The organism is Streptomyces sp. NPDC034049, assembly GCF_055575575.1.
The window spans coordinates 255,778-280,121 of sequence record NZ_JBVISJ010000010.1; the positions used below are offsets into that span (position 1 = coordinate 255,778).

23 protein-coding genes are annotated in these 24,344 nt (G+C 73.5%); 7 read left to right on the plus strand and 16 right to left on the minus strand.

Annotated features, from left to right (window positions below; translation table 11 throughout):
• Together ACZ52C_RS27905 and ACZ52C_RS27910 are read right to left on the minus strand one after the other, a co-directional pair.
• A complete protein-coding gene (locus ACZ52C_RS27905; RefSeq protein WP_469077416.1) occupies positions 1 to 3,207 on the minus strand; it encodes an FtsX-like permease family protein in 3,207 nt (1,068 codons plus the stop codon).
• A 277-nt stretch (positions 3,208 to 3,484) separates the two neighbouring features.
• A complete protein-coding gene (locus ACZ52C_RS27910) occupies positions 3,485 to 4,417 on the minus strand; it encodes a universal stress protein (RefSeq protein WP_469077342.1) in 933 nt (310 codons plus the stop codon).
• 77 nt (positions 4,418 to 4,494) lie between these two features.
• Here ACZ52C_RS27910 and ACZ52C_RS27915 point away from each other — a divergent pair, with 77 nt between their 5' ends.
• Positions 4,495 to 4,863, plus strand: a complete 369-nt coding sequence (locus ACZ52C_RS27915) for a VOC family protein (protein WP_469077343.1) — start codon at positions 4,495 to 4,497, stop codon at positions 4,861 to 4,863.
• Positions 4,864 to 4,867: 4 nt separating this feature from the next.
• On the opposite strand, the gene ACZ52C_RS27920 is transcribed toward ACZ52C_RS27915, so the two are convergent.
• The 3 genes from ACZ52C_RS27920 to ACZ52C_RS27930 form a co-directional block, all read right to left on the minus strand.
• The gene (locus ACZ52C_RS27920; RefSeq protein ID WP_469077344.1) at positions 4,868 to 6,439 is read right to left on the minus strand and encodes a VWA domain-containing protein; all 1,572 of its coding nucleotides are present in this window, start codon (positions 6,437 to 6,439) and stop codon (positions 4,868 to 4,870) included.
• Positions 6,436 to 7,374: an AAA family ATPase gene (locus tag ACZ52C_RS27925; RefSeq protein ID WP_469077345.1), complete on the minus strand. Its 939-nt coding sequence runs from the start codon at positions 7,372 to 7,374 to the stop codon at positions 6,436 to 6,438. The genes ACZ52C_RS27920 and ACZ52C_RS27925 overlap by 4 nt, the downstream gene beginning before the upstream one ends.
• A gap of 82 nt (positions 7,375 to 7,456) precedes the next feature.
• On the minus strand, positions 7,457 to 8,113 hold the full coding sequence (locus ACZ52C_RS27930) for a TetR/AcrR family transcriptional regulator (RefSeq protein ID WP_469077346.1): 657 nt from the start codon (positions 8,111 to 8,113) through the stop codon (positions 7,457 to 7,459).
• Positions 8,114 to 8,273: 160 nt separating this feature from the next.
• Here ACZ52C_RS27930 and ACZ52C_RS27935 point away from each other — a divergent pair, with 160 nt between their 5' ends.
• Entirely contained in the window at positions 8,274 to 8,834 is a 561-nt protein-coding gene (locus ACZ52C_RS27935; protein ID WP_469077347.1) for an NAD(P)H-dependent oxidoreductase, read from the plus strand.
• A 124-nt stretch (positions 8,835 to 8,958) separates the two neighbouring features.
• Here ACZ52C_RS27935 and ACZ52C_RS27940 read toward each other — a convergent pair whose 3' ends face one another.
• The 3 genes from ACZ52C_RS27940 to ACZ52C_RS27950 form a co-directional block, all read right to left on the minus strand.
• A complete protein-coding gene (locus ACZ52C_RS27940; RefSeq protein WP_469077348.1) occupies positions 8,959 to 9,519 on the minus strand; it encodes a YbaK/EbsC family protein in 561 nt (186 codons plus the stop codon).
• A 45-nt stretch (positions 9,520 to 9,564) separates the two neighbouring features.
• Positions 9,565 to 10,137, minus strand: a complete 573-nt coding sequence (locus ACZ52C_RS27945; RefSeq protein ID WP_192362750.1) for a helix-turn-helix domain-containing protein — start codon at positions 10,135 to 10,137, stop codon at positions 9,565 to 9,567.
• A gap of 95 nt (positions 10,138 to 10,232) precedes the next feature.
• Positions 10,233 to 10,985, minus strand: coding sequence for an acyltransferase (locus tag ACZ52C_RS27950; protein ID WP_469077349.1), 753 nt, complete (start codon positions 10,983 to 10,985; stop codon positions 10,233 to 10,235).
• Between the two features lie 130 nt (positions 10,986 to 11,115).
• On the opposite strand from ACZ52C_RS27950, the gene ACZ52C_RS27955 reads away from it, so the two are divergent.
• Entirely contained in the window at positions 11,116 to 11,658 is a 543-nt protein-coding gene (locus tag ACZ52C_RS27955) for a gamma carbonic anhydrase family protein (protein ID WP_469077350.1), read from the plus strand.
• A gap of 55 nt (positions 11,659 to 11,713) precedes the next feature.
• Here ACZ52C_RS27955 and ACZ52C_RS27960 read toward each other — a convergent pair whose 3' ends face one another.
• Together ACZ52C_RS27960 and ACZ52C_RS27965 are read right to left on the minus strand one after the other, a co-directional pair.
• Positions 11,714 to 12,373, minus strand: a complete 660-nt coding sequence (locus ACZ52C_RS27960; protein ID WP_469077351.1) for a DedA family protein — start codon at positions 12,371 to 12,373, stop codon at positions 11,714 to 11,716.
• A gap of 370 nt (positions 12,374 to 12,743) precedes the next feature.
• On the minus strand, positions 12,744 to 13,181 hold the full coding sequence (locus ACZ52C_RS27965) for a DUF4442 domain-containing protein (protein ID WP_045563209.1): 438 nt from the start codon (positions 13,179 to 13,181) through the stop codon (positions 12,744 to 12,746).
• Between the two features lie 250 nt (positions 13,182 to 13,431).
• On the opposite strand from ACZ52C_RS27965, the gene ACZ52C_RS27970 reads away from it, so the two are divergent.
• Both ACZ52C_RS27970 and ACZ52C_RS27975 read left to right on the plus strand, forming a co-directional pair.
• On the plus strand, positions 13,432 to 14,490 hold the full coding sequence (locus ACZ52C_RS27970) for a DUF8017 domain-containing protein (RefSeq protein WP_469077352.1): 1,059 nt from the start codon (positions 13,432 to 13,434) through the stop codon (positions 14,488 to 14,490).
• Positions 14,491 to 14,604: 114 nt separating this feature from the next.
• Entirely contained in the window at positions 14,605 to 15,942 is a 1,338-nt protein-coding gene (locus ACZ52C_RS27975; protein ID WP_469077353.1) for an MFS transporter, read from the plus strand.
• On the opposite strand, the gene ACZ52C_RS27980 is transcribed toward ACZ52C_RS27975, so the two are convergent.
• Both ACZ52C_RS27980 and tuf read right to left on the minus strand, forming a co-directional pair.
• Entirely contained in the window at positions 15,904 to 16,749 is an 846-nt protein-coding gene (locus ACZ52C_RS27980; RefSeq protein WP_469077354.1) for a spermidine synthase, read from the minus strand. The two genes, ACZ52C_RS27975 and ACZ52C_RS27980, sit on opposite strands and share 39 nt — an antisense overlap.
• Positions 16,750 to 16,846: 97 nt before the next feature.
• A complete protein-coding gene (gene tuf, locus ACZ52C_RS27985; RefSeq protein ID WP_469077355.1) occupies positions 16,847 to 18,016 on the minus strand; it encodes an elongation factor Tu in 1,170 nt (389 codons plus the stop codon).
• Positions 18,017 to 18,528: 512 nt separating this feature from the next.
• Here tuf and ACZ52C_RS27990 point away from each other — a divergent pair.
• Positions 18,529 to 19,311 carry a TVP38/TMEM64 family protein gene (locus tag ACZ52C_RS27990; RefSeq protein ID WP_469077356.1) on the plus strand — a complete coding sequence of 261 codons (783 nt, stop codon included), beginning with the start codon at positions 18,529 to 18,531 and terminating at the stop codon, positions 19,309 to 19,311.
• 103 nt (positions 19,312 to 19,414) lie between these two features.
• Here ACZ52C_RS27990 and ACZ52C_RS27995 read toward each other — a convergent pair whose 3' ends face one another.
• Entirely contained in the window at positions 19,415 to 20,584 is a 1,170-nt protein-coding gene (locus ACZ52C_RS27995) for a thiolase family protein (protein ID WP_469077357.1), read from the minus strand.
• A gap of 93 nt (positions 20,585 to 20,677) precedes the next feature.
• On the opposite strand from ACZ52C_RS27995, the gene ACZ52C_RS28000 reads away from it, so the two are divergent.
• Complete coding sequence (locus ACZ52C_RS28000; protein WP_469077358.1) at positions 20,678 to 21,154, plus strand: winged helix-turn-helix transcriptional regulator; 477 nt, start codon at positions 20,678 to 20,680, stop codon at positions 21,152 to 21,154.
• 99 nt (positions 21,155 to 21,253) lie between these two features.
• Here the strand turns inward: ACZ52C_RS28000 and ACZ52C_RS28005 are convergent, their stop codons facing one another.
• The 3 genes from ACZ52C_RS28005 to ACZ52C_RS28015 are packed head-to-tail and all read right to left on the minus strand — an operon-like array spanning position 21,254 to position 24,140.
• Entirely contained in the window at positions 21,254 to 21,967 is a 714-nt protein-coding gene (locus tag ACZ52C_RS28005; protein WP_469077359.1) for a cupin domain-containing protein, read from the minus strand.
• Entirely contained in the window at positions 21,961 to 22,896 is a 936-nt protein-coding gene (locus ACZ52C_RS28010) for a DUF6807 domain-containing protein (protein ID WP_469077360.1), read from the minus strand. The genes ACZ52C_RS28005 and ACZ52C_RS28010 overlap by 7 nt, the downstream gene beginning before the upstream one ends.
• On the minus strand, positions 22,893 to 24,140 hold the full coding sequence (locus ACZ52C_RS28015; RefSeq protein WP_469077361.1) for a Gfo/Idh/MocA family protein: 1,248 nt from the start codon (positions 24,138 to 24,140) through the stop codon (positions 22,893 to 22,895). The genes ACZ52C_RS28010 and ACZ52C_RS28015 overlap by 4 nt, the downstream gene beginning before the upstream one ends.
• Positions 24,141 to 24,344: the final 204 nt, after the last annotated feature.

Sequence of the window (24,344 nt, forward strand, 5' to 3'; positions counted from 1 at the left end):
TCACTGCGTCACCTCGTCCCTCAGAGCCGTCACGGGTCTGGCCCGCCGGAGGGCGAGGGCCGCGGTCACGAGGGCGGGGCCCGCCGCGAGCGCCACCAGGAGGGAGGCCAGACGCGGGAGCGGCAGTTCGACCAGGACCGGGGGGAGCGGCCGGGTGGCCTGACCGGTCAGGACGACGAGGGGAACCAGGGCGTGTGTCAGGACTGTGCCCAGGGCCGTGCCGACCAGCAGCGCCAGGGTCACCAGGACGCCGTGCTCCACGGCGACCAGCCGGGCCAGGCGACGGCGTGGTGTCCCCAGGGCGCGCAGCACGGCGAACTCTCCGTCGCGGGTGCGCATGGCCCCGGCCGCGCTCACCGCGAAGCCGAGCGAGGCGAAGAGCACCGTCACCGCGGCCGCCGCGATCAGCGCCGCTTCCGGGGCCGCCCCGAACGGGTCGTCGCGCAGCTTCGCCGCCGTCTCGTCGCGCACCGTCACCTGTTCGGGGTCGACGTCGGGCAGGGCGCGCGCGGCCGCCGCGGTGGCGCCGGGTGCGGTCGTGCCGAGCCACCACTCGGTGGGGGCGAGGCCGGTCCCGTAGCGGGCCTGGAGGACCCGGTTGACGGCGCTGAGGTCGACCAGCAGGGCCCCGCCGTCCTGGGTGGTGGCCTCCGTCGTGGGCAGCGCCCTCGCGGTGCGGGCGATACGGACGGGCACGGAACGGCCGTCGAACGTCACCTCGACGCGCTGTCCCTCGCGTGCGCCGGACGCGTCGAGGAACCGGTCGGTGGCGACGGCGACGATCTCGGGCGCCGGCGGCTGGTCGACTGTGAGCCGGACCTCCAGCGGCAGGGCGGGCGGCAGCAGGTCGGGCAGCTGGTACCCGGTGCTGTACGTGAGGGTGAGGGGGGCCGTCGACGTGACCCGGGGGAGCGTCGGCCGGGCGTCGTCCTCGGGCGGGGCGGCGCCCGGGTCGGCCTCGGTCGCGGTGGTCCAGCTCGTCGGCAGCGCCGGCCGCCGGGTGGTGCCGTCGCCCGCGGTCGCCGTGAGCGCGCCGAGGACCAGGCGGTGCCGGTGCGGGCGCTCGGTCGGCTGGGGCGTGCTCAGCCGGATCCCGGTCAGCGCCAGGGGGCCCCGGGCGCCCTTCAGGTCCGGGGTCAGCCGGTGCGGGCGGCCGTCTGCGGGGAGGTGGCCGGACGGCAGTTCGTAGGAGGTCCCGTGCCGGTCGCGCACCGTGAGCGTGACGTCGGCCTCCGTCCCCGGTGTGGTGCTGTGCAGGGCGGCGGTCAGGGTGAGCCGGGTGGTGCCTTCGGGCACCTCGATGCCCGCGGGGGTTCCGGGAGGCGCGAGCCCGGCGAGCAGGGGGCCGTCGGTCAGGTCGGGCCGCACCAGCACCGCCCCGGCGGCCTCCTTCGTGTTCAGGGCCAGGACGGTCGCCCTGCGGCTGCCGGAGAGCGACATGGTGCCGCGGACCGCGGGGGCCACCGCGTCCACGTGCGGGAGGTCCCCGTAGACGTCGGTGCGGCCCACCACGCCGCCTCCAGAGGCCTGGACGCGCACGTCGGCCCCCGCGCGGAAGTCGGCCTGGTCGGCCTGGGACCGCCGCCAGGACGCGTCCTGCCCGAGCGCCACCACCCCCAGCGCCACGGAGATGACCAGCAGCAGCACGGGACCGGCCCCGCGCATCGGGCGGCGGCCGAACTGCCAGCCGACCATGGCCGCGGTCAGCCCCTGCCCGCGGGTCAGCAGCCGCTCGCCGACCCGCGCCAGCAGGGGCAGCAGCCGCAGCACCAGGACCGTTCCGGCGAGCAGCACGAGGGCGGGCGCCACGACCAGCAGCGGGTCGACGCCGAGGACGCCCTCGCGGTCGGCGGTGACGGCACCGGAGTCCTGGCTGTCGAGCATCCAGAAGGCGACACCGGCCACCGCGAGCAGCCCGACGTCCGCGCCGGCGCGCAGCGACGCGGGCAGCGCCCCCGCCCGGATCGCGACGGTGCCCGCGAAGGAGGCCCGCCATGCCGGGACCGCCACCGCCAGCGCGCACAGCGCGGCCACGCCCGCGGCGACCGCCCACACCTCGGGTCGGCCCCCGGCCGGCACGTCGACGCTCACCCCGGTCCGGCTCAGCGTGCCCCGCGCGGCCAGGAGCCGCGTCAGCGGTCCCGACAGCAGGGGCGCCAGGACCACCGCCGGCGCGGAGATCAGCAGGGCCTCCAGCGCGGCCAGGCCCGCCAGCCGTGCCCGGGTGGCACCGCGCGCACGCAACAGCCGGGTCTCGGCCGTCCGGTCGGAGTCGAGGAGCCGTGCGACGAGCAACAGGGCGCAGGCCGCGAGCAGTCCGAGCTGCCCGGCGACGATCAGCATGCTGGAGCGTGTGACGAGCAGGGAGCGTTCGATGCGGTCCAGCACCTCGGGCAACGCGGTGTCCGCCACGGTCGCGCTGCTGAGCGCGGGGCTCTCGCGCAGTTCCGCGTTGCCCGAGCGGGCGGCCTCGCGCAGCGGTCCGATCCGCTCCGTGGTGAGCGAGGAGTAGTCGGCCGAGGCCAGCCACCCCGACGCGCCGACGCTCACCCGGCCGGACATCGGCACGCCCGGGGCGGTGAGCAGGGGGCCGTACGTCGTGAAGCTCGACGCCTTCACACCGCGGCCGCCCAGGTCGTCCAGCTGCCAGTAGGGGGCCCGGACGTCCACCGGGCGGTAGACGCCGGTGATCAGCACGGGTACCGCCGGGCCGTCCAGCTGGTCGGTGACGGTGAGCCGGGCGCCGGGTTTCAGGCCGAGCCGCCGGGCGGCGCTCTGCGGCAGTGCGACCTCGAGGGGCCCGGCGGTCACCGCGTCACGGGGGAGCCGCCCGGCGAGGGCGCGCACCTGGGTGCGGTCCAGGGCCGCGAAGTAGGTGAGGTTCGGGTTCCCGCCTCGCTCGGCGGGCGGCCGCAGCTTCTCCGGCAGGGCGTACGGCCCCGACCTCAGCAGGGTGCGGACCCGCACGGGAAGCCCGTCGAAGATGCCGCGCGCGCCCTCCCGCACGGCGTCGTCGGCCGCCTGCCGCTCGGCGGCCGGCACATCGGCCTTGAGCACCAGGGCGGCCTCGGCGGCGGTCCGCTGCTCCGCGAGCGACCGCCGCAGCGCCGCGTCGCCTATGGCGCCCGAGTAGGCGGTGAGCGCGGCCAGCACGGCTGTGGTCAGCAGCACGGTCAGCAGCACGGCACCGAGGAGCGCGCGGTACATCCACGCGCGCAGCACGATGAAGCGCACAATGCCCGCGGGCACGGTTCGGTCCCCCACCACATCCCCCGTTTCGAGTCACACGGACCGGAACGCGCCAGGGCGTCGGCAGCGTGCGACTGCAAGTGGGCATTGTAGGACCGGCTTTGGGCGCCTTGTGATCGTATTTCGGCTGAACTTGAGGGTCCGTCATCGGACACGCCGCCCGAAACCTTCTGGAACCTCGTCTCCGATGTCCGGAACCTCGTCTGCGATGTCCTGGAAGGTCGTCTCCGAGGTCTCAGCCGTGCGGGACGACCGCCACGGGCACACCGGCGTGATGCAGCACCGCGTGGGCGACCGGCCCGATGTGCGCCCCCAGCGGCGAACGGCGGACGTGCCGCCCGACGACGACCAGACAGGCATCCCGGGACGCCTCCAGCAGATGGTCGGCGGCCTTCCCGCGCCGCGGCTCCTCCACCACCTCGACGGACGGGTACTCCAGCCGCCACGGACGCAGTACGTCGCTCAGCGCGGCGGCGTCCGTCCCGCCGAGGTCGGTGTCGAGATCGGCGTCCAGCCCGGGCCGCTCGCGCAGGCCGGAGTGGGACGGCGGGCGCCAGTCGTGGAGGACGCGCAGCGCGGTCCGGCGCACGGCGGCCGCCTCGCAGGCGAACCGGATCAGCGTGGGGTCGGGGTCGGCGAGGTCCACCCCGAGCACGACGGGCCGGAACGGCGCCTCGGCGGCCGGCGCCCCGGCCGGACCCGGCACGTGCTCGTCCGCCGCCCGCTCCCCAGCCCGTACGAGGACGACGGGCCGCTCGGTGTGCGCGACCACGTGCAGCCCCACGGAACCGAGCAGGAAGCCGGCGATCCCGCTCAGCCCACGGGAGCCGAGGACCAGCAGCTCGGCCTCCGGAGCCGCCTTCACCAGCTCCTCCGAGGCCCGACCCGTCAACTGCTCGACCGCCACGTCGACACCGGGATGGCGCAGCCGGATCCCGTCGGCCGCCTCCCGCAGAACCTCCCCGACGCCCGGCTCCGCCGCTGTCTCCGCTCCCGCGTCCGCATCCTCCCCCAGCGCCGGGGCCCGCCCCATCGGCTCGGGGACCATCTCCCAGACGTTGAGCAGCCGCAGCGGAAGTGCGCGCAGCCGTGCCTCCCGGGCCGCCCATGCGGCGGCGGCGAGGCTCTCGCGTGAACCGTCGATGCCCACGGTGACGGTGCGGGACATGGGCGCACCTCCTGAGGTCGAGGCCTGTTTCCAGCATCGCCGCAGGGCGGCGGTTCCGCAGGGGCGAGAATCGGACCGTGCTGAGAATCGGATCCGTGGTGATGGGTGCGTACGACGTGCGGCGGGCGGCCGCGTTCTGGATGGTGGCCCTCGGGTACGTCCCCCGCGAGGAGCCGGAGGACGACTGGGTCGTCCTGGTGGATCCGCGAGGCCTCGGAGCGCAGATCTCCCTGGGCCTCAGCGAGACCCCGGTGCAGGACCGGCCGCGCGTGCACCTGGACCTCTACGCGGGGAACGCGGAGGACCAGGCGGCCGAGGTCGAGCGGCTGGTGGGCCTCGGCGCGCGGCGCGTCGACTGGGACGACTACCCGCGGGACGCCGACTTCGTGGTCCTCGCCGACCCGGAGGGCAACCGCTTCTGTGTGATCGACACCGGCCGGGGGTGACGGCTCACACCGGCAGCAGCCGCGTCACCAGTTCCCCGAGCCGTCGCGCGTTCCGGCAGGTGTGCATGTCGACGATGTCGGCGTAGACCGGGGCGGCGGAGTCGCCCGTCCCCCAGGTGCTCGGTGTCTCGGGGTTCAGCCAGTGGACACGGCGGGCCCGGGCCACGATGCGCCGCAGGGCCTCCGCGTTGGGGTCGAACCCGTTGGTGCGGGCGTCCCCGAGCACGATCACCGACGTACGGGGGCCCACGGCGTCGAGATGGCGCTCGGCGAACTCACCGAGCGCGGCGCCGTAGTCGCTGCTGCCGTGCCACCCGGTGAGCGTGGCCTCGCTGGCGATCCGGCGGCCGAGTTCGGCGGGATCGGCCTGCCCGGTGGTGACGAGACGGGTGACCTCGTCGACGCGGTTGACGAAGGCGTAGACCCTGACCTTGCTGAACTGGTCCCGCATCGCCTGCACCAGGAGCATCGTGAAGTTCGCGAACCCGGCGACCGACCCGGACACGTCGCAGAGGAGCACGATCTCCGGGCGGGCCGGCCGGTGCCGTCGATAGGCCGGGCGCAGCGGCACTCCCCCGGTGGACAGCGAACGCCGGAGCGTGCGCCGGATGTCGATCTGGCCGCGCGCGGACCTGCGTCGCCTGGCGGCCAGCCGGGTCGCGAGCTTACGGGCCAACGGCTGGACGGTACGGCGCAGTTCGACGAGCTGTTCGCGGTTGGCGACGAGGAAGTCGACCTGGTCGGCGCTCGGCGCGATCCCGCGCTCGGCGATCATCTCCGCGCCCCGGCGCTCGGCGACCCGTCGCCGCGCCTCGGTCCGCACGCGGTTACGGAAGTCCTCGATCCGGCGCCGGATCTCGTCGGCGTCCAACCGCTCGGTGAACCCGCCCGCACCGAGCGCGGCCCCTGAGCCCGCGCCCGCCCCGGCACCCGCGCCCGCTCCGGCGCCCGCCCCCGAGCCGAGGACGAGCCCTCCACCGAACCCCATACGGAACCCACCACCGGCCCCGCCACCCGCACCGGCTCCCCCGCCCGCACCGGACCCGGCGCCGCCGAGCCCGGCCCCTTCGCCGTCCCCCCGCGCACCCGCGAGGATCCGGGCCAGCAGCGTCTGCGGTCGGAGGCGGTCCAGCGTCTGGTGGGCCGACCAGCCGTCCGAGCCCGGGGAGCCGTAACGGCCGAACAGTTCCACCGCCTCGGCGGCGAGCCGGGTGAGCGCGGCCGTGTCGTTCGCGGCCAGCGCCTCGGCGAGCCGTTCGCGCAGTTCGTCCCGGTCACCGGCCGACGCGCCCCGCGCCCCCGTCAACTCCCCCACGCCGAGCGGGAAGTACAGCTCGAAGGCCGCGTCGAAGACGGCCCGTTGCCGGTCGGCGCGCAGCAGCGCCGCCGCCAGCCCCTCCCGGATCCGCTCCCGGTCGGTGAGGCCCAGCACCTCCAGCACGGCCGCGGCGTCGACGGTCTCGCCGGGCCCGATCCGGATGCCGTGGCCGCGCAACGCCCGTACGAACGCGGTCAGCCGGTCGGGCAGAGTGGATGCCGGGGTCGTACCGCTCGCGCCGCGGGCCCCGGCGCTCATACCAGCGTCAGCTTCCGCGCGGCCTTCTCGATGTCGTCCTGGTGCTTGAGGATCACACCGAGACTGTCCCGGACGACGGCCTCGTCGAGGGTGTCGGCGCCGAGGGCCAGCAGGGTGCGCGCCCAGTCGATGGTCTCGGCGACGGAGGGGGCCTTGCGCAGCTCCATCTCACGCAGCGCGCCGACCACCCGGACCAGGGAGTCGGCGAGGGTGTCGTCCAGGCCGGGGACCCGGAGTGTGACGATCCGCCGCTCCAACTCGGCGTCGGGGAAGTCGAGATGGAGGAAGAGACAGCGGCGGCGGAGCGCCTCGGAGAGCTCGCGCGTGGCGTTCGAGGTGAGGACGGTGAAGGGGCGCCGGGTCGCGGTGATCGTGCCCAGCTCGGGCACGGTGACCTGGAAGTCGCTCAGCACCTCCAGCAGCAGCCCCTCCACCTCGACGTCCGCCTTGTCGGTCTCGTCGATGAGGAGCACGGTCGGCTCGTCGCCCCGGATCGCGGTCAGCAGGGGGCGGGCGAGCAGGAACTCGTCGCTGAAGATGTCGGAGCGGGTCTCGTCCCAGGCCTCGTCGCGCCCGGCGGTGATGCGCAGCAGCTGCTTGGCGTGGTTCCACTCGTACAGGGCGCGGGACTCGTCGATGCCCTCGTAGCACTGGAGCCGGATCAGGCGGGCGGCGCCGACCTGCGCGACGGCCTTGGCCAGTTCGGTCTTGCCGACGCCCGCCGGGCCCTCCACCAGCAGCGGCTTGCCGAGCCGGTCGGCCAGGAAGACGGTGGTGGCGACGGCGGTGGAGGCCAGGTAGCCGGCTTCGGCGAGCTGCGCCGAGACGTCGTCCACGGAGGAGAAGAACCCGGTCCCGGCGAAGTCCGTCCGGCCGCCCCCACCGCCTGCGGCGCTCTCGCCGTTCCCGTCGCTCACCGCGTTCGTGTCGGTCATGTGGCCCCTCCCGCTCCGCCCGGCGTACGAGGCCCCTCCCCGACACCCGCCCCCAAGTTACCAAGCGGTCGCTTTGACTGTCCTACGCCGCCACGACCAGCCGCGCGATCAGCTCCTCCCACCCCCGCTCCAGCCGGTCGAGGGACATCCCGCGCCGCTCCACCAGGTGGTCGACGAGGTTGATGTCCAGATAGCCCAGCAGGGTCTGCGCCAGCAGCTCGATGTCGCCCTTCACCCCGGCGCGGCGCAGCAGCATGCACAGGTGGCCGACGCGGAGCTGGGTGGCCGGGTTGGCGTGCCGGCGGGTGGCGTCCGCGCGGGCGGCGAGGTAGAGGTCGCGATGCGCGTACTCGTGCCGGATGACGGCGGCGCCGAAGGCGTGCAGCCGCTCGACGGGGGGCGCGTCGGGGCCGAGCGGGGGCGGCCCGGAGAGGAACGCGGCCTGGAGCTCCCGCTCCTGGTGGTCGAGGAGTGCGGCCAGGAGCCCGAAGCGGTCGCCGAACCGCCGGAAGACGGTGCCCTTGCCCACCTCGGCGGCGGTCGCCACGGCCTCCATGGTCAGGTTCGCGGCCCCGCACTCCGCCGCGAGGCGGGCGGCGACCTCCAGCAGCCGTGTGCGGTTGCGGGCCGCGTCCGCGCGCAGCCGGGGCTGGTCGGTGGCGGTGGGGGTGAGGTTCAGCAGTCCGTCGAGGGGGTCCGGGTCCTGAGGCGCCGGGAAGGGCGGCAGCGACTCTTTCATGAAATGAGCGTAACGCTCACCACACACAAGTGGACCCCGGTCCGGATAGCTGCTACAAATTTCAACGGACCCCGGTCCGTTTCGCAGGTACCGCAGACCCCCGGTCCGTGGCTCACCTCGCGTGTTACCTACGCGCACACCCTTTGCTAGGAGTCAGCTCATGTCCGTACGCATCCTCGCGCTCGTCGGCAGCCTTCGCGCCGGTTCGCACAACCGTCAGCTCGCCGAGGCCGCCGTGAAGCACGCCCCCGAGGGCGTCGAGATCGAGCTGTACGAGGGTCTGGCCGACGTCCCGTTCTACAACGAGGACATCGACAACGAGGCCGCCCTCCCGGCCACCGCCGCGCGCCTGCGTGAGGCCGCCGGCCGGGCCGACGGCTACCTGCTCTTCTCCCCCGAGTACAACGGCACCATCCCCGCCGTCCTGAAGAACGCCATCGACTGGCTGTCCCGCCCGTACGGCGCCGGCTCCTTCACCGGCAAGCCCGTGGCCGTGGTGGGCACCGCGTTCGGCCAGTTCGGCGGCGTGTGGGCGCAGGACGAGACCCGCAAGGCCGTCGGCATCGCCGGTGCCACGGTCCTGGAGGAGGCCAAGCTCTCCATCCCCGGCTCGGTCGTCCGCTTCGCCGAGACCCACCCGGCCGACGACGCCGAGGTCGTCACCGGCCTCACCGAGGTCCTGAACCAGCTCACCGCCAAGGCGGGCAGCGCCGCCGCCTGAGGCCCGTCCTCAGTCGCACCTCGTCGGGTCCGGGCCGCCGCCCGGGCTCGACATCGGCGTTCCGGCATGGGATCGGGTCGGCATCGGCATCCGGGATCGGGCCGGTGTGCAGTCGAGCCGATGCTCAGACGGTGACGCCCAGTCCCTCCAGCACCACCGCGTTCGGCAGCTCCGCGAACGCCTTGCCCGGCACCAGCAGCTTGCCGCGCCGCCGTCCGCTGCCGACCAGGACGTACGGCAGGTCGACCACGGCCGAGTCGACCAGGACCGGCCACGCGGCGGGCAGCCCGACGGGCGTGATGCCGCCGTACTCCATCCCGGTCTCCCCGGTGGCGGTGTCCATCGACGCGAACGAGGCCTTGCGGGCGCCCAGTCGGCGGCGGACCACACCGTTGACGTCGACACGGGTGGTGGAGAGCACGACACAGGCGGCCAGGCTCGACCCGCCGCCCCGCTTGCCCGCGACGACCACGCAGTTCGCGGACCGTTCGAGCAGGTCCTGCCCGTAGTGCTGGACGAACACCGCGCTGTCGGCCCACTCGGGCTCCGTCTCGACGTACAGGATCTGGTCGGCGGGCACGCTGCCGGGCCAGTCGCGTACGGCGTCGGCGACCGGGCGGACGAGGTCGTCCAGGCAGTCGGGGGCAGGGACGGCGTGGTCGAAGTCTCCGATGGGTGCGCGCATGGGCCGCACGGTAACAAAGGCCCGTGGACACCCTGATCCGGTGCCTCAGGGCACGGCCGGAACCGAGACCGTGAGCACCATCTCGGTCGGCACGTCGCCCCGGTTGGCGTACTCGTGGGCCGCGCCCGCCTCGAAGGTGACGCTCGCGCCGGCCGGGACCCGGTACTCGGCGCCGTCCACGGTGAGGGTCAGCTCGCCCGCCGTGACATGGGCGATCTCGACCGTGCCCACGGGGTGCGGGTCCGAGCGGCTGCCCTCGCCCGGCATCAGCCGCCAGTCCCACATCTCCAGCGGACCGGGCGCCTCCGTACCGGCGAGCAGTCGGCTGTAGCTGCCCGTCCCGGTGTGCCACAGGCGGACCACCTGCTCGGCCGGAACGACCCGGACCTTGGGCCCCTGTTCGTAGTCGAGCAGGGTGGTGATGCTGACCCCGAGGGCGTCGCCGATCTTGACGACGGTGCCGAGACTGGGGTTGGTGCGGGCCTGTTCGATCTGGATGAGCATCCCGCGGCTGACTCCGGCGCGAGCCGCCAGGGTGTCCAGGGTGAACCCGCGCTCGGTGCGCCAGCGCTTGACGTTCCGCGCCAGGGACTGGGTCAGCAGGTCGAGGTCCGACACATTCCGTCCAATATCTCGGTCACAGAGTCCAACACGACGAACGGAGGCGGCCGCACCCGACGTTCACCGAACTGTACTGCGAGGACCGCGCCCCCTCAGGACCCCTGGGCCGACCCCTCGGTCCCCCGCGCGTCCCACTCCGCCAACGCCAGCAGCTGCTCGGGCGTGACCCCGTCGGGGATCGGTACCGGCGCGGGTGTCCGGATCGGGGGCTGCCACCCCTCGGCCGGGTCCCACCGGCGCACCACCCGCGCGGGTGCCCCGGCCACCACCGAGTGGTCCGGCACCGCCCCGCGCACCACCGCCCCCGCCGCGACGACCACGTTCCGCCCGATCCGCGCCCCCGGCAGGATCACCGCGCCGGTGCCGATCCAGCAGCCGGGTCCGATCGAGACGGGATCCATCCGGGGCCACTGCCTGCCGATCGGCTCGTGCGGGTCGTCGTAGGAGTGGTTGGTGGAGGTCACGTACACGTACGGCCCGAAGTAGCAGTCGCTGCCGATGGTGACGGTGGTGTCGGCGATGACATGGCTGCCCCGCCCGAGCACGACCCCGTCCCCGATGCGCAGGATCGGTTCCGCGCCGAGGTCCAGGTCCGGCATGAGGCCGGCGGTCAGGGTGACCTGCTCGCCGATGATGCAGTGCGAGCCCAGGTGGATCCACGGCTCGCCGAAGACGGTGCCGAGCGGGAAGGCCAGCCTGGTACCCGTTCCCATCGCACCGAAGCGGAAGCGGCCGGGCCGCTCGGCCGTCACCGACCCCGTGCGCTGCAACCACGCCCAGCCCGCGTGGACGGCGCGCTGCACGAGGCGGCCCCACCAGGACGAGAACGTGTTCTTCTTCGGCACCCGCTCACCGTACTCACCGGGCGGCACCCGCATGACGTCGTACGGCTGTGATCTTCACCCCACGCGATGCGCACCCCATGGCTTACGGTGCGGGTGAGCACTGATCTTCACCCAGCATCTGGAGGCGGCGATGAACCGGCAGCGGGCCCTGATCACGACGTTCGACGGCAAGAAGCCGGAGGTGGAGGAGGCCGCGTTCGTGTCCCCCACGTCGACGGTGATCGGCGACGTGACCCTGCGGCCGGGAGCCAGCGTCTGGTACGGGGCGGTGCTGCGGGCCGAGTTCGAGCCGATCGTCATCGGCGCCGACGCCAACGTCCAGGACAACTGCACGTTGCACGTCGACCCCGGTTTCCCCGTCTCGATCGGCGAGCGGGTGTCCATCGGGCACAACGCGGTGGTGCACGGGGCGACCGTCGAGGACGACTGTCTGATCGGGATGGGCGCGACGGTGCTGAACGGCGCGGTGATCGGCGCGGGGTCGCTGGTGGCCGCGCAGGCGCTGGTCCCGCAGGGCATGCGGGTGCCGCCGGGCTCGCTGGTCGCGGGGGTGCCCGCGAAGGTGAAGCGGCCGCTCACCGACGAGGAGCGGGAACTGGTGACGCTGAACGGCACCCACTACACGGAGCTGGCCAAGGCGCACCGGGAGGCACAGGAGGAGTACGGGGCGTAGACCGACCACGGGCCGGCGCGCGGCCGCGTCCCGCGCACCCCCTCGGGGGCGGGCATCACTCCGCGGTGGTGACCAGCTCCCCCTCGGCCGTCCCGGCCGTCTCCGCCTTCTCCGCCGCCTTCTTCGCCTTGCGCTTGATCACCAGCATCGAGGTGACGCCGATCAGGACCGCCAGGACCAGGCCCAGCCAGGAGAAGCGCTTGAGCCAGGCCTCGGCGACGACACCGACGTAGTAGATGACGGCGGTGGTGCCGCCGGCCCAGAGGATGCCGCCGAGGACGTTGGCGACGAGGAAGCGCCAGTAGGGCATCTGGAGGACGCCGGCGAGCGGGCCGGCGAAGATGCGCAGGAGGGCGATGAAGCGGCCGAAGAAGACGGCCCACATGCCCCACCGGTCGAAGGAGCGCTCGGCGACGGCGATGTTGCTCTCGCTGAAGTGTTTCGGGAACCGCCGGTTCAGCTTGGCCAGCAGGGGGCGTCCGCCCTTGCGGCCGATGGCATAGCCGATGGAGTCGCCGATGATCGCGCCGGCGGTGGCGCAGGCCCCGAGGACGAACGGGTTGATCTCTCCGTGCTGGGACGCGAGCAGCGCGGAGGAGACCAGGATGATCTCGCCCGGCAGCGGGATGCCCAGGCTCTCCAGGCCGATGACCAGCCCCACCAGCAGGTAGATGGCGAGCGGGGGCACTGTTTCGAGCCACTCCTGGACGTGCAAAGCCGGTTCCTCCCGTGCAGGCGGATCATGTGGATCGGGCGGATCTCAGGGCCCTCGGCGCGCGTTCCGCACGGAGCGCGCGCCGGGGCAGCCTACCCGCTTACTCGGACGGCGCCGGAGCCCTGCGGGTTGTCCCGCAGGCCGCACCGGTGCTCACCGTGCATGTCCGCGCTCAGCGCGTGGCCGCCCCGCACCTCGTTGACGTGGGTCGCGCCGCGGGGGATCCCCTCGGCCGGCCTGCCGCGCGGACAGGCCACGTCCGCGTAGTCCGGCCGGGCCACCACCCGCGACGCCGTTGGGCGCGGGGTGCCGTCGCGGGTGTGGGCGTCGGAGCACCCTCCAAGAGCGACGGCGTCCGGGGCGGGGGGTGTCAGGTGTTGGGGCGCAGGGTCCAGACGACCGTCATCTCTCCCGTCACCGCACCGTCGGCGCGCTGGATGGCGATGGTGACGGGGAACTCCGGACGCTGTCCGGCGTCGAGTTCGGCGACGACCTCGGCGGCGGGGCGGCCGAGCGTGGCGGTGGCGGTCACGGACCCCATCGCGAGCTTCTTGTACGCGATCTCCGCCCGCACCGCGAGCGGCACGGCGCGGGAGAGCTGGTCCCCGAACGCGGCGAGCACGATCGCCCCGCTCGCCGTCTCCCCCAGCGTGAACATCGCACCGGCGTGCGGTCCGCCGACATGGTTGTGGAAGTCACCCTCGTCCGGGAGCGCCACGACGGCCTTCTCCGGGGTGGTCTCCAGGAACTCCAGCTTCAGGGTCCTGGCCATCGGCACCGTGGCGGCGAGCATCTCGCCGATCGACATCTGGTCTGCGCTCATGGCGCGATGTTACCCACGAGTAGACAGCGATGACCAGGGGCGCCCGCGGGCCGCGGACGTTCGCGTCCGAGAACCCGGCACCCCCGCGAGGAGCGGTCCACCTCCTGACGACCCGAGAGCCGGCGGCTCAAAAGTCCTCCGCCCGGGGCGTTTTGGAGCCGTTCGTCCCGACCGCGAAGCGGCTTGGTGGACTCCCGTGGCACCCCGCCCCCCGGCGCATCTATGGTTACGAGCCATGTGGCCAGGACAGCAGCAGCCGCCCGGGGGCGAGCACCAACCGCAGCAGCCGAATCCGTACCAGCAGCCGGGGTACGACCAGTCGGGTCAGCCGGTACAGCCGGGATACCAACAGCAGGGGTACCAGACACCGAACCCCTACCAGCAGCCCGGATACCAGTCGACGGGCCAGCAGGCCCAGTACGGGCAGCAACCGCAGTGGGGCGCGCAGGCCCCCGCGGGCCCGCCGGTGCCGCCGGGCGGAGGCGGCGGCAACCGGACGAAGCTGATCGCGATCATCGCGGCCACGGCCGTCGTCGTCGCGGCCGGTGTGACGGGCTTCCTGGTGCTCGGCGGTGACGGCGACAAGGACAAGGTGGACGCGCAGTCGTCCCCCTCGGCCTCCCCGTCGCCGACCGCGTCCGAGAGCACCGAGGACAACCCGCGCGGCGAGGACGCCGGCGCGAAGCCGACCGTCGAGGGCTGGAAGGTCGTCGTCAACCCCAAGTGGGGTACGGCCTTCGACGTGCCCGCCGACTGGGAGGTCCAGTCGCCGGACACCTTCATCGGCTTCGAGGACTCCGAGAAGGGCGACGGCTCGGTCCTCATCGGGATGTCGGCGCCCGCCATCCTCAAGGAGAAGTACTGCACCTCCGACGACGACAAGGACGGCAACGAGGAGTCGAGTTCCCTCGCCGCCGTGGGCACCAAGGGCCAGCAGGGCGCCAAGGGCACCGAGGACATCGCCCGCAACGACTCGGCGTGGTGGGTCTTCGGCGGGTACACCGACCAGAAGGCCGCGTCCAAGAAGAAGATGACCATCGGCAAGCCCAAGGCGTACACGACGGCGTCGGGCGTCGAGGGCAGTGTCGCGACCACGTACTCGACGGGCGTCGCCAAGAAGGACAAGTGCGACACCGACGGCAAGGCGACCACGTTCGCCTTCAAGAACTCGGCCGGTGACTACGTCTCCTGGACCTTCCACGGCGCCAAGGACGTCAAGGAGGAGGTCCCGGACGCCACGGTGCAGAAGATCCTGAGCACGGTACGCCTGTACGGCGACCCCACAGGCGGCTGAGCGAACGGGCCCACGGCCCCCGCTCGACCACCCCGCCCCCCACCTGGCCCGATCCCGCCCCACCTTGTGCGGAAACGGTTTGGCAGACGGGGTCGGGGCGGCGATAGTCGGCGGGTGACCACTCCCGCCGTCCCCCGTCGCCGCCCCGCCTGGGCCGGCCGTAACTACACCCTGCTGACGACGGCCGCGGTCGTCACCAACCTGGGCAGCAACGGCGCCCTGATCGCGGCCGCGTTCGCGGTGCTGGAGGCCGGCGGCGACGGCGGGGACGTCGGCCTGGTCGCGGCCGCGCGCACCCTGCCGCTCGTGCTGTTCCTGCTGGTCGGCGGCGCGATCGCCGACCGGCTCCCCCGGCACCGGGTGATGGTCGCGGCGAACGCCCTCAACTGCCTCTCCCAGGCCGCCTTCGCCGTCCTCGTCCTCACCGGCGAGGCCCGTCTGTGGCAGATGATGCTGCTCTCCGCGCTCGGCGGCGTCGGCCAGGCGTTCTTCGGTCCGGCCGCCGAGGGCATGCTCCTGTCGTCCGTCACCGCCGAGCAGGCGGGCCGCGCCTTCGCGCTGTTCCGCTTCGCGTCGCAGGGCGCGACCATGAGCGGCGCGGCACTCGGCGGCGCCCTGATCGCGGTGATCGGCCCCGGCTGGGTGCTCGCGGTGGACGCGGCGGCCTTCGCCCTGGCCGGCGCCCTGCGCGCCTTCCTCGACGTGAGCCACATACCGGAGCGCGGGGCGGGCGGCGGGCTGCTCGCGGATCTCCGGGACGGCTGGCGGGAGTTCACCGGCCGGACCTGGCTCTGGGCGATCGTGGTCCAGTTCTCCCTGGTGAACGCGGTCATCGTGGCCGCCGACGCGGTCTACGGCCCGCAGGTCGCCCGGGACAGCCTGGGCGGGCCGGGCCCCTGGGGCCTGGCCCTCGCCTTCTTCGGGGCCGGCAACGCCGCGGGAGCACTGCTCATGGCCCGCTGGAAACCTCGCCGCCTCCTCCTCGTGGGCGTCCTCTGCGTCTTCCCCTTCGCCCTGCCGTCCGCCGCGCTGGCCGTGCCGGTGCCGATCGCCGCGCTGTGTCTGGCCATGTTCGTCAGCGGTCTGTCGATCGAGGTCTTCGGGGTCTCCTGGATGACCGCGCTGCACCAGGAGATCCCCGAGGACAAGCTGTCCCGGGTCTCGGCGTACGACTGGTTCGGTTCGGTGGCCATGGTGCCGCTCGCCGCCGCGCTGGCGGGCCCGGCGGAGAGCGCCTTCGGACGTACGGCGGCCCTGTGGGGCTGCGCCGGGCTGTGCGTGACCGCCACGGCGGCGGTGCTGTGCGTACGGGACGTGCGCAACCTGACCCGGCGCGGCACGCCGGTGGTCCTGGTCGAGCCCGGCCCCGAGGCCGGCGGTGAGGCCGGCGGTGAGGCCGGCGGTGAGGCCGGTTCAGCCGATGCCGAAGGCCCCGTCGGGCGGCTCGGGTGACGGTACGGCGTCCTCCTCGCGCACGGGCGCCGCACCGCCGATGAACGCGCGCAGCGCCGGACCGTGCTCGACCCGGGCGGGGAAGGCGTCGGCGGCGGTCCGCCGGGCGAGGACGGCGATGTCGAGCGGCTGGTGGGCGGCGACCAGCACGGCGTTGCCGAACCGCCGCCCGCGCAGCACCGCCGGTTCGGCGATCAGCGTCAGTTCCTCGAACACCGTCGCCAGGGTGGCCAGTTGGGACCGCAGATAGGCGAAGGGCGCGGCGTCGGCCAGGTTCGCGAGGTACGCGCCGTCCGCGCGCAGCACCCGTGCGACGGCCCGCGCGTATCCCACGGTCGACAGATGCGCCGGGACCCGTGAGCCGCCGAACACATCGCCCACGAGGACGTCGGCGGAGCCGGCGGGGGCCGCTTCGAGCCATTCCCTCGCGTCCGCCCCGTGCAGCGCGATCCCGGCGTCGCCGGGCGGCGGCAGCTGCTCGACGACGAGGTCCAACAGGCCCCGGTCGTACTCGACGACATGCTGCCGGGACCCGGGCCGGGTGGCGGCCACGTACCGGGGCAGGGTGAGCGCGCCGCCGCCGAGATGCACCACGTCGAGCGGCCGCCCCGGTTCCGCCACGGTGTCCAGCACGTGCCCGAGCCGCCGCGCGTACTCGAACTCCAGGTGGGTGGGCTCGTCCAGATCGACGTACGACTGCGGCGCCCCGTCCACGGTCAGCAGCCAGGCCCGCTCCCGGTCGACGTCGGGCATGAGCTTGGCGGTGCCCCGATCGATGGCTCGGGACACGGGTATGGCTTCGTTCACGGTCCCCATTCTGGTGCAGGCGACGCCCCGCGACGGGCGCGGGGAACCGCGCGGCCGGCCGATCGCCGGCCCGCGGTCCCCCGCCCAGGGCGACCGTCTACCGGACGGCCGTCACGGTCCCCGCCCCGACGGTCCGGCCGCCCTCACGGATGGCGAACCCGAGCCCCGGCTCCAGCGGGACCTCCCGGCCCAGCTCCACGCTCATCGTGACGCGGTCCCCGGGCCGGGCGACGGCGACCTCGCCGAGGTCGATGTCCCCCACCACGTCGGCGGTACGGATGTAGAACTGGGGCCGGTACCCGCTGGACACCGGGGTCGTACGGCCCCCCTCGCGCGCCGACAGCACGTACACCTGCGCGGTGAAGTGCCGCCGTGGCTCGACGCTGCCGGGCGCGGCCACGACATGTCCGCGCCGGACGGCGTCCCGTCCCACCCCGCGCAGCAACAGCGCCACGTTGTCCCCGGCCTGGGCCTCCTCCATGGGCTTGCCGAAGGTCTCGACGCCGGTGACGACGGTCTCGATCCCCGCGCCGAGCACCTCGACGCGGTCGCCCACGCGGACGGTGCCGCGTTCGACGGCCCCGGTGACGACGGTCCCCCGACCGGTGATCGTCAGGACGTTCTCCACGGACAGCAGGAACGGCGCGTCCAGATAGCGCTCGGGCATCGGGACGTAGGTGTCCACGGCGTCCAGCAGCGCGTCGATCGACGCCGTCCACCGCGGGTCCCCTTCGAGCGCCTTGAGCCCGGAGACCCGTACGACGGGTACGGAGTCACCGCCGTACCCGTGCGCGGTGAGCAGGTCGCGGACCTCCAGCTCGACGAGGTCGCTGAGCTCCTCGTCGCCCGCGTCGGCCTTGTTGAGGGCGACGACGATGTGGTCGACGCCCACCTGGCGGGCGAGCAGCACGTGCTCGGCGGTCTGCGGCATGATCCCGTCGAGCGCGGAGACGACGAGGATCGCCCCGTCGAGCTGCGCGGCGCCGGTGACCATGTTCTTGACGTAGTCGGCGTGGCCGGGCATGTCGACGTGCGCGTAGTGCCGGGTGTCGGTCTCGTACTCGACGTGCGCGATGTTGATGGTGATGCCGCGCGCTGCCTCCTCCGGGGCACGGTCGATGCGGTCGAACGGGACGAACGTGCCGGCCCCGCGCTCGGCGAGGACCTTGGTGATGGCGGCGGTCAGGGTGGTCTTGCCGTGGTCGACGTGACCCATCGTGCCGATGTTGAGATGCGGTTTCGTACGGACGTAAGCAGTCTTGGACATGGCGGTACCTCGAAGCCTCTTCAGCGGTACTGGGTGATGGCCCCGGCGGCACGGAACGGCGGCCGGGACGGGGACCCCGAGGTCTTGCCGACCCTCCCCCTGCGGGGTCCGCCGGAATGTCCGGGAAGGGTCAGCTTCGGGCGCCGTCCGCGGCGGCCACGACGATCAGAAGGGCAGCCTTCGGGGCATCCGCGCCTGTGGCGGATGCGGCGAGAGCGAAGGCGTGCCGGAACATGACGTCGATCATCGTCGACAAGTCGGCCCGCGTCGAATGGTTTTCGGTGCGCGGGAGTTCCGGGAGGGAGCGGAAGAGAGATGCTTCACAGGAGGCCGCACGGGGTGAACGGCGCGCGGGCCGGGTCCGTGGTCCGGAAGGTGCAGGCAGCGCGGTGCGCGGTGCCCGGCGGACGTCCGGGCGCACCGGTCCCGGCGAGCCTGTCGTTCCGCTCGCTGTGACGCCCGTGAGACGTTCCGTGGGGCATACCCGTACATGGGTCGGTTACCGTCGTCGAATGCTCGATGCCACCACCCGCTCTGGGGGCACCGCCACGGTCCTTCCCCGGACCGCCGCCACGGAGCTCGCCGTCGTCACACCCACCACGGTCGCGGCCGTGCCACCGGGGCGCGCCGCCCGCTGGGGCAGAGTGCTGCTCTCGCCGTGGGCGCGGTTCTCGCTGCTCGTCGCGCTGCTCCTGGCCGCCGTGTCCACGGTGCTGCTGTTCGAGCCGCAGCGGCTGCTGGCCGACGGCTGGCCGCCGCAGCTCGGCGGTGCCGCCGCGGCCGCGGTGTTCGCGGTGGCGTACGGGCTCTGCACGGTCGCCTTCGTCCCCCGTCCGATCCTCAACATCGCGGCGGGCGCCCTCTTCGGCTCCCAGCTCGGTCTGGCGTCGGCGCTCGCGGGCACGGTCCTCGGCGCGGGCCTCGCCTTCGGCCTGGGGCGGGTCCTCGGTCAGGACGCCCTGCGCCCGCTGCTGCGCCACCGCTGGCTGAAGTCGGCGGACGGCCAGCTCAGCCGGCACGGCTTCCGCTCGATGCTGGCGGCCCGCCTGTTCCCGGGGGTGCCGTTCTGGGCGGCCAACTACTGCGCCTCCGTCTCCCGCATGGGCTACCTGCCCTTCCTGCTGGCGACCGCCCTCGGCTCCATCCCGAACACCGCCGCCTACGCCGTGGCCGGCGCCCGTGCCTCGTCGCCGACCTCCCCGGCCTTCCTGATCGCCATGGCCTGCATCGCGCTCCCGGCCCTGATCGGCGCGACGGTCGCCTGGCGCAAGCGCCACCACCTACGGGCCCGCTGAGGTCCGGCGGAGGGCCCGAAGGGCCGTCCTCCAGGGGCGCGGGGAACTGCGCGACCAACCCCCACTCACCCGCGCCCGACACTGGCCCGACGGGCCCCCCGCCTCAAACCGCCTCCAGCACCATCGCGTTGGCGAGCCCACCCGCCTCACACATGGTCTGCAACGCGTAGCGAGCGCCGCGCTCCCGCATCGCGTGCACCAGCGTCGTCGTCAGCCGGGTCCCGCTGGCCCCCAGCGGATGCCCCAGGGCGATGGCGCCCCCGTGGACGTTGACCTTGTCCAGGTCGGCGCCCGTCTCCTGCTGCCAGGCGAGCACGACACTGGCGAACGCCTCGTTGACCTCGAAGAGATCGATGTCGTCAAGGCCCAGCCCGGCCCGGCGCAGCACCTTCTCGGTGGCGGGAACGACCCCCGTGAGCATCAGCAGCGGATCCGAGCCGGTGACGGCGAAGGAGTGCAGCCGGGCGAGGGGACGCAGCCCCAGCCGGGCGGCCGTCTCGCCGGAGGCGACGAGGACGGCGGAGGCTCCGTCGTTGACGGGGCTGGCGTTGCCCGCGGTGATGTTCCACTCGATCTGCGGGAACCGTTCGGCGAAGCCGGGGTCGTGGTAGGCGGGCCGGAGCCCGGCCAGGATCTCGGGCGTGCTGCCGGGCCGTACGCACTCGTCGCGGGCCACCCCCTCCAGCGGCGCGACCTCGGCGTCGAACAGGCCGCTCTCCCAGGCTGCCGCGGCCCGGTGATGGGACGACACCGCGAACTCGTCCATCCGCCCACGCCCGAGGGACCACTTCGCGGCGATCAGCTCGGCGCTGATGCCCTGGGGCACGAGCCCCTCGGGGTAGCGCGCGGCGACGCCGGGGCCGAACGGATCCTTGCCGGGCGGCACGTTGGACCACATCGGCACCCGGCTCATCGACTCCACCCCGCAGGCGACGACCAGGTCGTACGCGCCCGACATCACGCCCTGGGCCGCGAAGTGCACGGCCTGCTGGGAGGAGCCGCACTGCCGGTCGACCGTGGTCGCGGGGACCGTCTCCGGGAAGCCGGCCGCGAGGACGGCGTAGCGGGTGGTGTTCATGGCCTGCTCGCCCACCTGGTCGACAGTGCCGCCGATGACGTCGTCGACGAGCGCCGGGTCGACGCCGGAGCGGTCGACGAGGGCGCGCAGGGTGTGGGCGAGGAGGTCGACGGGGTGGACATGGGCGAGGGCGCCGTTCGGTTTCCCCTTGCCCAGGGGCGTGCGTACGGCTTCGACGATCACGGCGTCACGCATGGGTCGGACCTCCACGACTACCAGTGAGTAGGATTTCCGAACTCACCATAATCCCGCGAGTCGGAAAAACAAACCCTCCTCTAGACTGGGCGTATGCCCGCCTCCGGAGATCCGCGCCCCTGTTCCATCGCCGACACCCTGGCGATCGTCGGTGAGAAGTACTCCCTGCTGGTCCTGCGCGAGGTCTGCCTCGGCAACGGCCGCTTCGACCAGTTGGTCCGCAACATCGGGGCGCCGCGCGACGTGCTGGCGACCCGCCTGAGGCGCCTGGTGGACGCGGGCGTCCTGGACAAGCACGCCTACCACGAGCGTCCGCGGCGCTACGAGTACCGGCCCACCCGGGCGGGGCTCGAACTGGAGCCGATCCTGATGACCCTCATGGCCTGGGGCGACCGCCATCTCCACACCGACGACGACCGCCCCATGGTGATCGAACACGCCTGCGGCAAGACCCTGGCCCCCACGGTCACCTGCGCGGCCTGCGGCACAGAGGTCCACCACGAGGACCTCAAGGCCCACCCGCAGACCCCGGGCTGGTCGGTGAAGGGCCCGACAACGGCCGCCCCATAGGGGCGCGGGGAACTGCGCGACAAGCCACGAGAGACCCCGCGGCCGCCGTACAACAGTTCCCCCCGATCCCTGAGGCGCCCCTCGCCCCCCTGAGTCCCCTCAGTCCCCCTTGTAGACGTCCAACCGCCCACACATCCCGAACTTCCCGTACACGGAGGGCTCCTCGGCGCGTACGACGGCATCGGCCAGATGGGACACGTCCCCCTGCTCCAGCCGGTCGAGTTGCGCCCCGGTCGCGGCGGCAGCCGCCCGCGCCCCCCGCTCCCAGCGCGCCCGCCACTGCGCGAGCCGGGGCCGTACGAGCGCCGCGGCGGCCCGGTGGAACGCGGCGAGCGGCTCGGGCCCGGACGCGTCCCGCAGCGCCCGGTAGCCCTCCAGGGCGAGGTCCCGCCGGGCCCGGGCGGCGCGCTCCCGCTCCTCCTCCGGAGCCTCGGGCGGGATGCGGGTGGCCGCGGCGTACGTCTCCGGGTCGGTCAGGTACTCCGGGGGCAGCGTGAGGACCGCGTCGCCCGCCTCCGGGAGCCCGTTGTTCTGCATGAGGACGGTGATGCGCAGCTCGTCCTCGTTGACCAGCCGGTGGATGGTGCCGGGCGTGAACCAGGCGACCGTCCCGGGCGCCAGCGGTGTGACCTCGTACCCGGAGGCCGTCAGGGTCTGCACGGCCCCGCGCCCGCCGGTGACGACATACGCCTCCGAGCAGGTCAGGTGCATATGGGGGGTGCCGCCGCAGACCCCGTCCGCCGCCGGCCAGTCGTACACGGACAGGTGCGAGAGCGCGACCCCGCCCGGCAGTCCCTCGTAGCCGCTCACCACGGGTGCGCCTCCAGGTACTTGGCGATCTCCTCCCGCTCCCAGGAACCGTCCGCCACGACGATCCGGTAACGGCGGGTGAGCGTCTCGCCCGGAGCCAGCTCCAGCTCCTCGAAGAACGCCCAGGAGGGGGCGACGGCGGCGAACGGCTCGTTGCGGACGAACCAGTGCGCCGGGTGGGCGCCCGCGGCTCCGGTGTGGTCGTTCTCGGGGGCGTGCGCGAAGACGAGCGTGGCGTGGCCGTCGGTGCCGTCGTGCTCGCCCGAGTACGCCAGCCAGGGCGCCTGTTCGCCCATCAGCCGGGGTCCCTCGCTGTCGGGCCCGATGATCCGCCCGTCCCGGAAGGCGCGCGGACCGCGCCAGAACAGACCGGTGTAGCCGGCCATCTCCCGGCCCGCGGTGGTCGGGCTGCCGAACAGCAGCGGTTCGTCCCGGCGGTTGGTGATCGCGCTCGTCCAGGTCAGCGCCCACGATCCGGACGCGGTGTCCACGTCGTGGATCTCGATCCGGCGCTCCTCGTCGGCCCACAGCTCGCCGGAGTACGGGTGCCAGGTCAGTCGCTCGGCGATCACGACCCGCTCACCGTCCGACTCGACGACGTCGAAGCCGGCGTGCGCCATCGAGCCGACCCGCTCGGGGATCGGCAGATAACCCTCGCCGTGGACGTAGGAGTTGCCGCCCCACAGGTTCTGCCCCGACAGGTGCGAGGCCGTCAGCTGGAGGCCCTTGTGCCAGCGGTGGTCGTTGGGGCGGAAGTCGGTGACGACGTCGCCGGCCAGCGTCCGGATCGGGTGCAGATACGGCTTCGGGGCCTCCCAGGCCGCCTCCGGCCGGTAGACGTAGCTCAACAGCTCGACGCCCGTGGTGGGTTCGGTGACCGTGATCCGGTCGCCGTGGGCGTGGACCACGCGCAGCCCGTCGTGGAAGGTCATGCGGTGATCTCCTCACTCGTGCCGACGGAGCCCGTGCCGACGGGGCTCGCGTCGACGGACACCTGGGCGGTTCCGGGCGCCCAGCCGGGGGCGCCGCCGTGCATGGCCGTGTAGTACGGGTCCCCGGGTCCGATCTCGCCACGCCGTACGGTCGCGTCCGTGAACGCCGACTTGTACAGGGCGGCGATCAGCTCCAGGCTCGTCCGCCCGTCGGCGCCGCTGCTGCGCGGCCGCTCGCCCGCGCGCATGCTCGCCACGAGCTCGCGCAGCTGGGCCAGGTGCGAGCTGGGCACGTCCTCGCCGAAGTCCCGCCAGGCCGCCGCGTCCGCCTCCGGGGTGCCGGGGGCGGGGGTGACGGACCAGTCGGCGTTGGAGTGGCCGTACAGATGCGTCAGCTCGACGGTGGCGCGCTCGCAGTCGATACGGATGCGGCTGACCTCGTCGGGGCTGAGGACGCTGTTGACGACGGTGGCCAGCGCGCCGCTCTCGAAGCGCACCAGGGCCGTGGAGACGTCCTCGGTCTCCACGTCGTGGACCAGCCGCCCGGCCATGGCGCGGACCTCGCTCCACGGGCCGAGCAGATCGAGCATCAGGTCCATCTGGTGGATGCCGTGCCCCATGGCGGGTCCGCCGCCCTCGGTGGCCCAGCGGCCGCGCCAGGGGACGGCGTAGTAAGCGGTGTCCCGGTACCAGGTGGTCTGGCAGTGCGCGACGAGCGGCCGCCCGAGGCTCCGCTCGGCGATCAGCCGCCGCACGTGCCGCGCGCCGGAGCCGAAGCGGTGCTGGAAGACGATCGAGGCGTACGGGCCCCCGGTCTCCGCGCCCTCCTCGGCCTCGACCGCGTCGAAGTCGGCGAGCGTCGGCACCGGCGGCTTCTCGCACCACACCCAGGCGCCGGCCCGCAGCGCGGCGATCGTCTGATCGCGGTGCAGGGTCGGCGGGGTGCAGATACTGACCAGGTCGGGCCGCTGCTCCGCCAGCATGCGCTCCAGGTCGGTGTAGCCGTGCGGGATGCCGTGCTCGGCGCAGAACTTGGCCACCGCGTCGGCATCGATGTCGACGGCCGCGACGACCTCGGTCTCGCCCTCCTCGGCGAGGTGCGCGAGCGCGGGCAGATGGGAGCCGCCGCCGATGGCGCCGATACCGACGATCGCGGCCCGGACACGGCGGCCGGTCAGCGGGGCCGGGGAACGGTCGGGGCCGTGGTCCGGAGTCGGGCTCGGGTCGCTGCTGGGTGTGGGCATGGACGTGATCAGCACTCCATCGAACGTGACATCGGACGGTGGCGGACGCCTGGTGGCGGGGGCTCCGGCGGAACGGTGACCCTCGGCACTGCAAGCGCTTTCCCTCGCCAGCAACGTATGTGCGGACATAGTGACTGGTCAACACCGCCGATCCAGCCGTTCGACGCCTCGGACCGCACGCGGTCCACCCGTCCCCCGCACTGC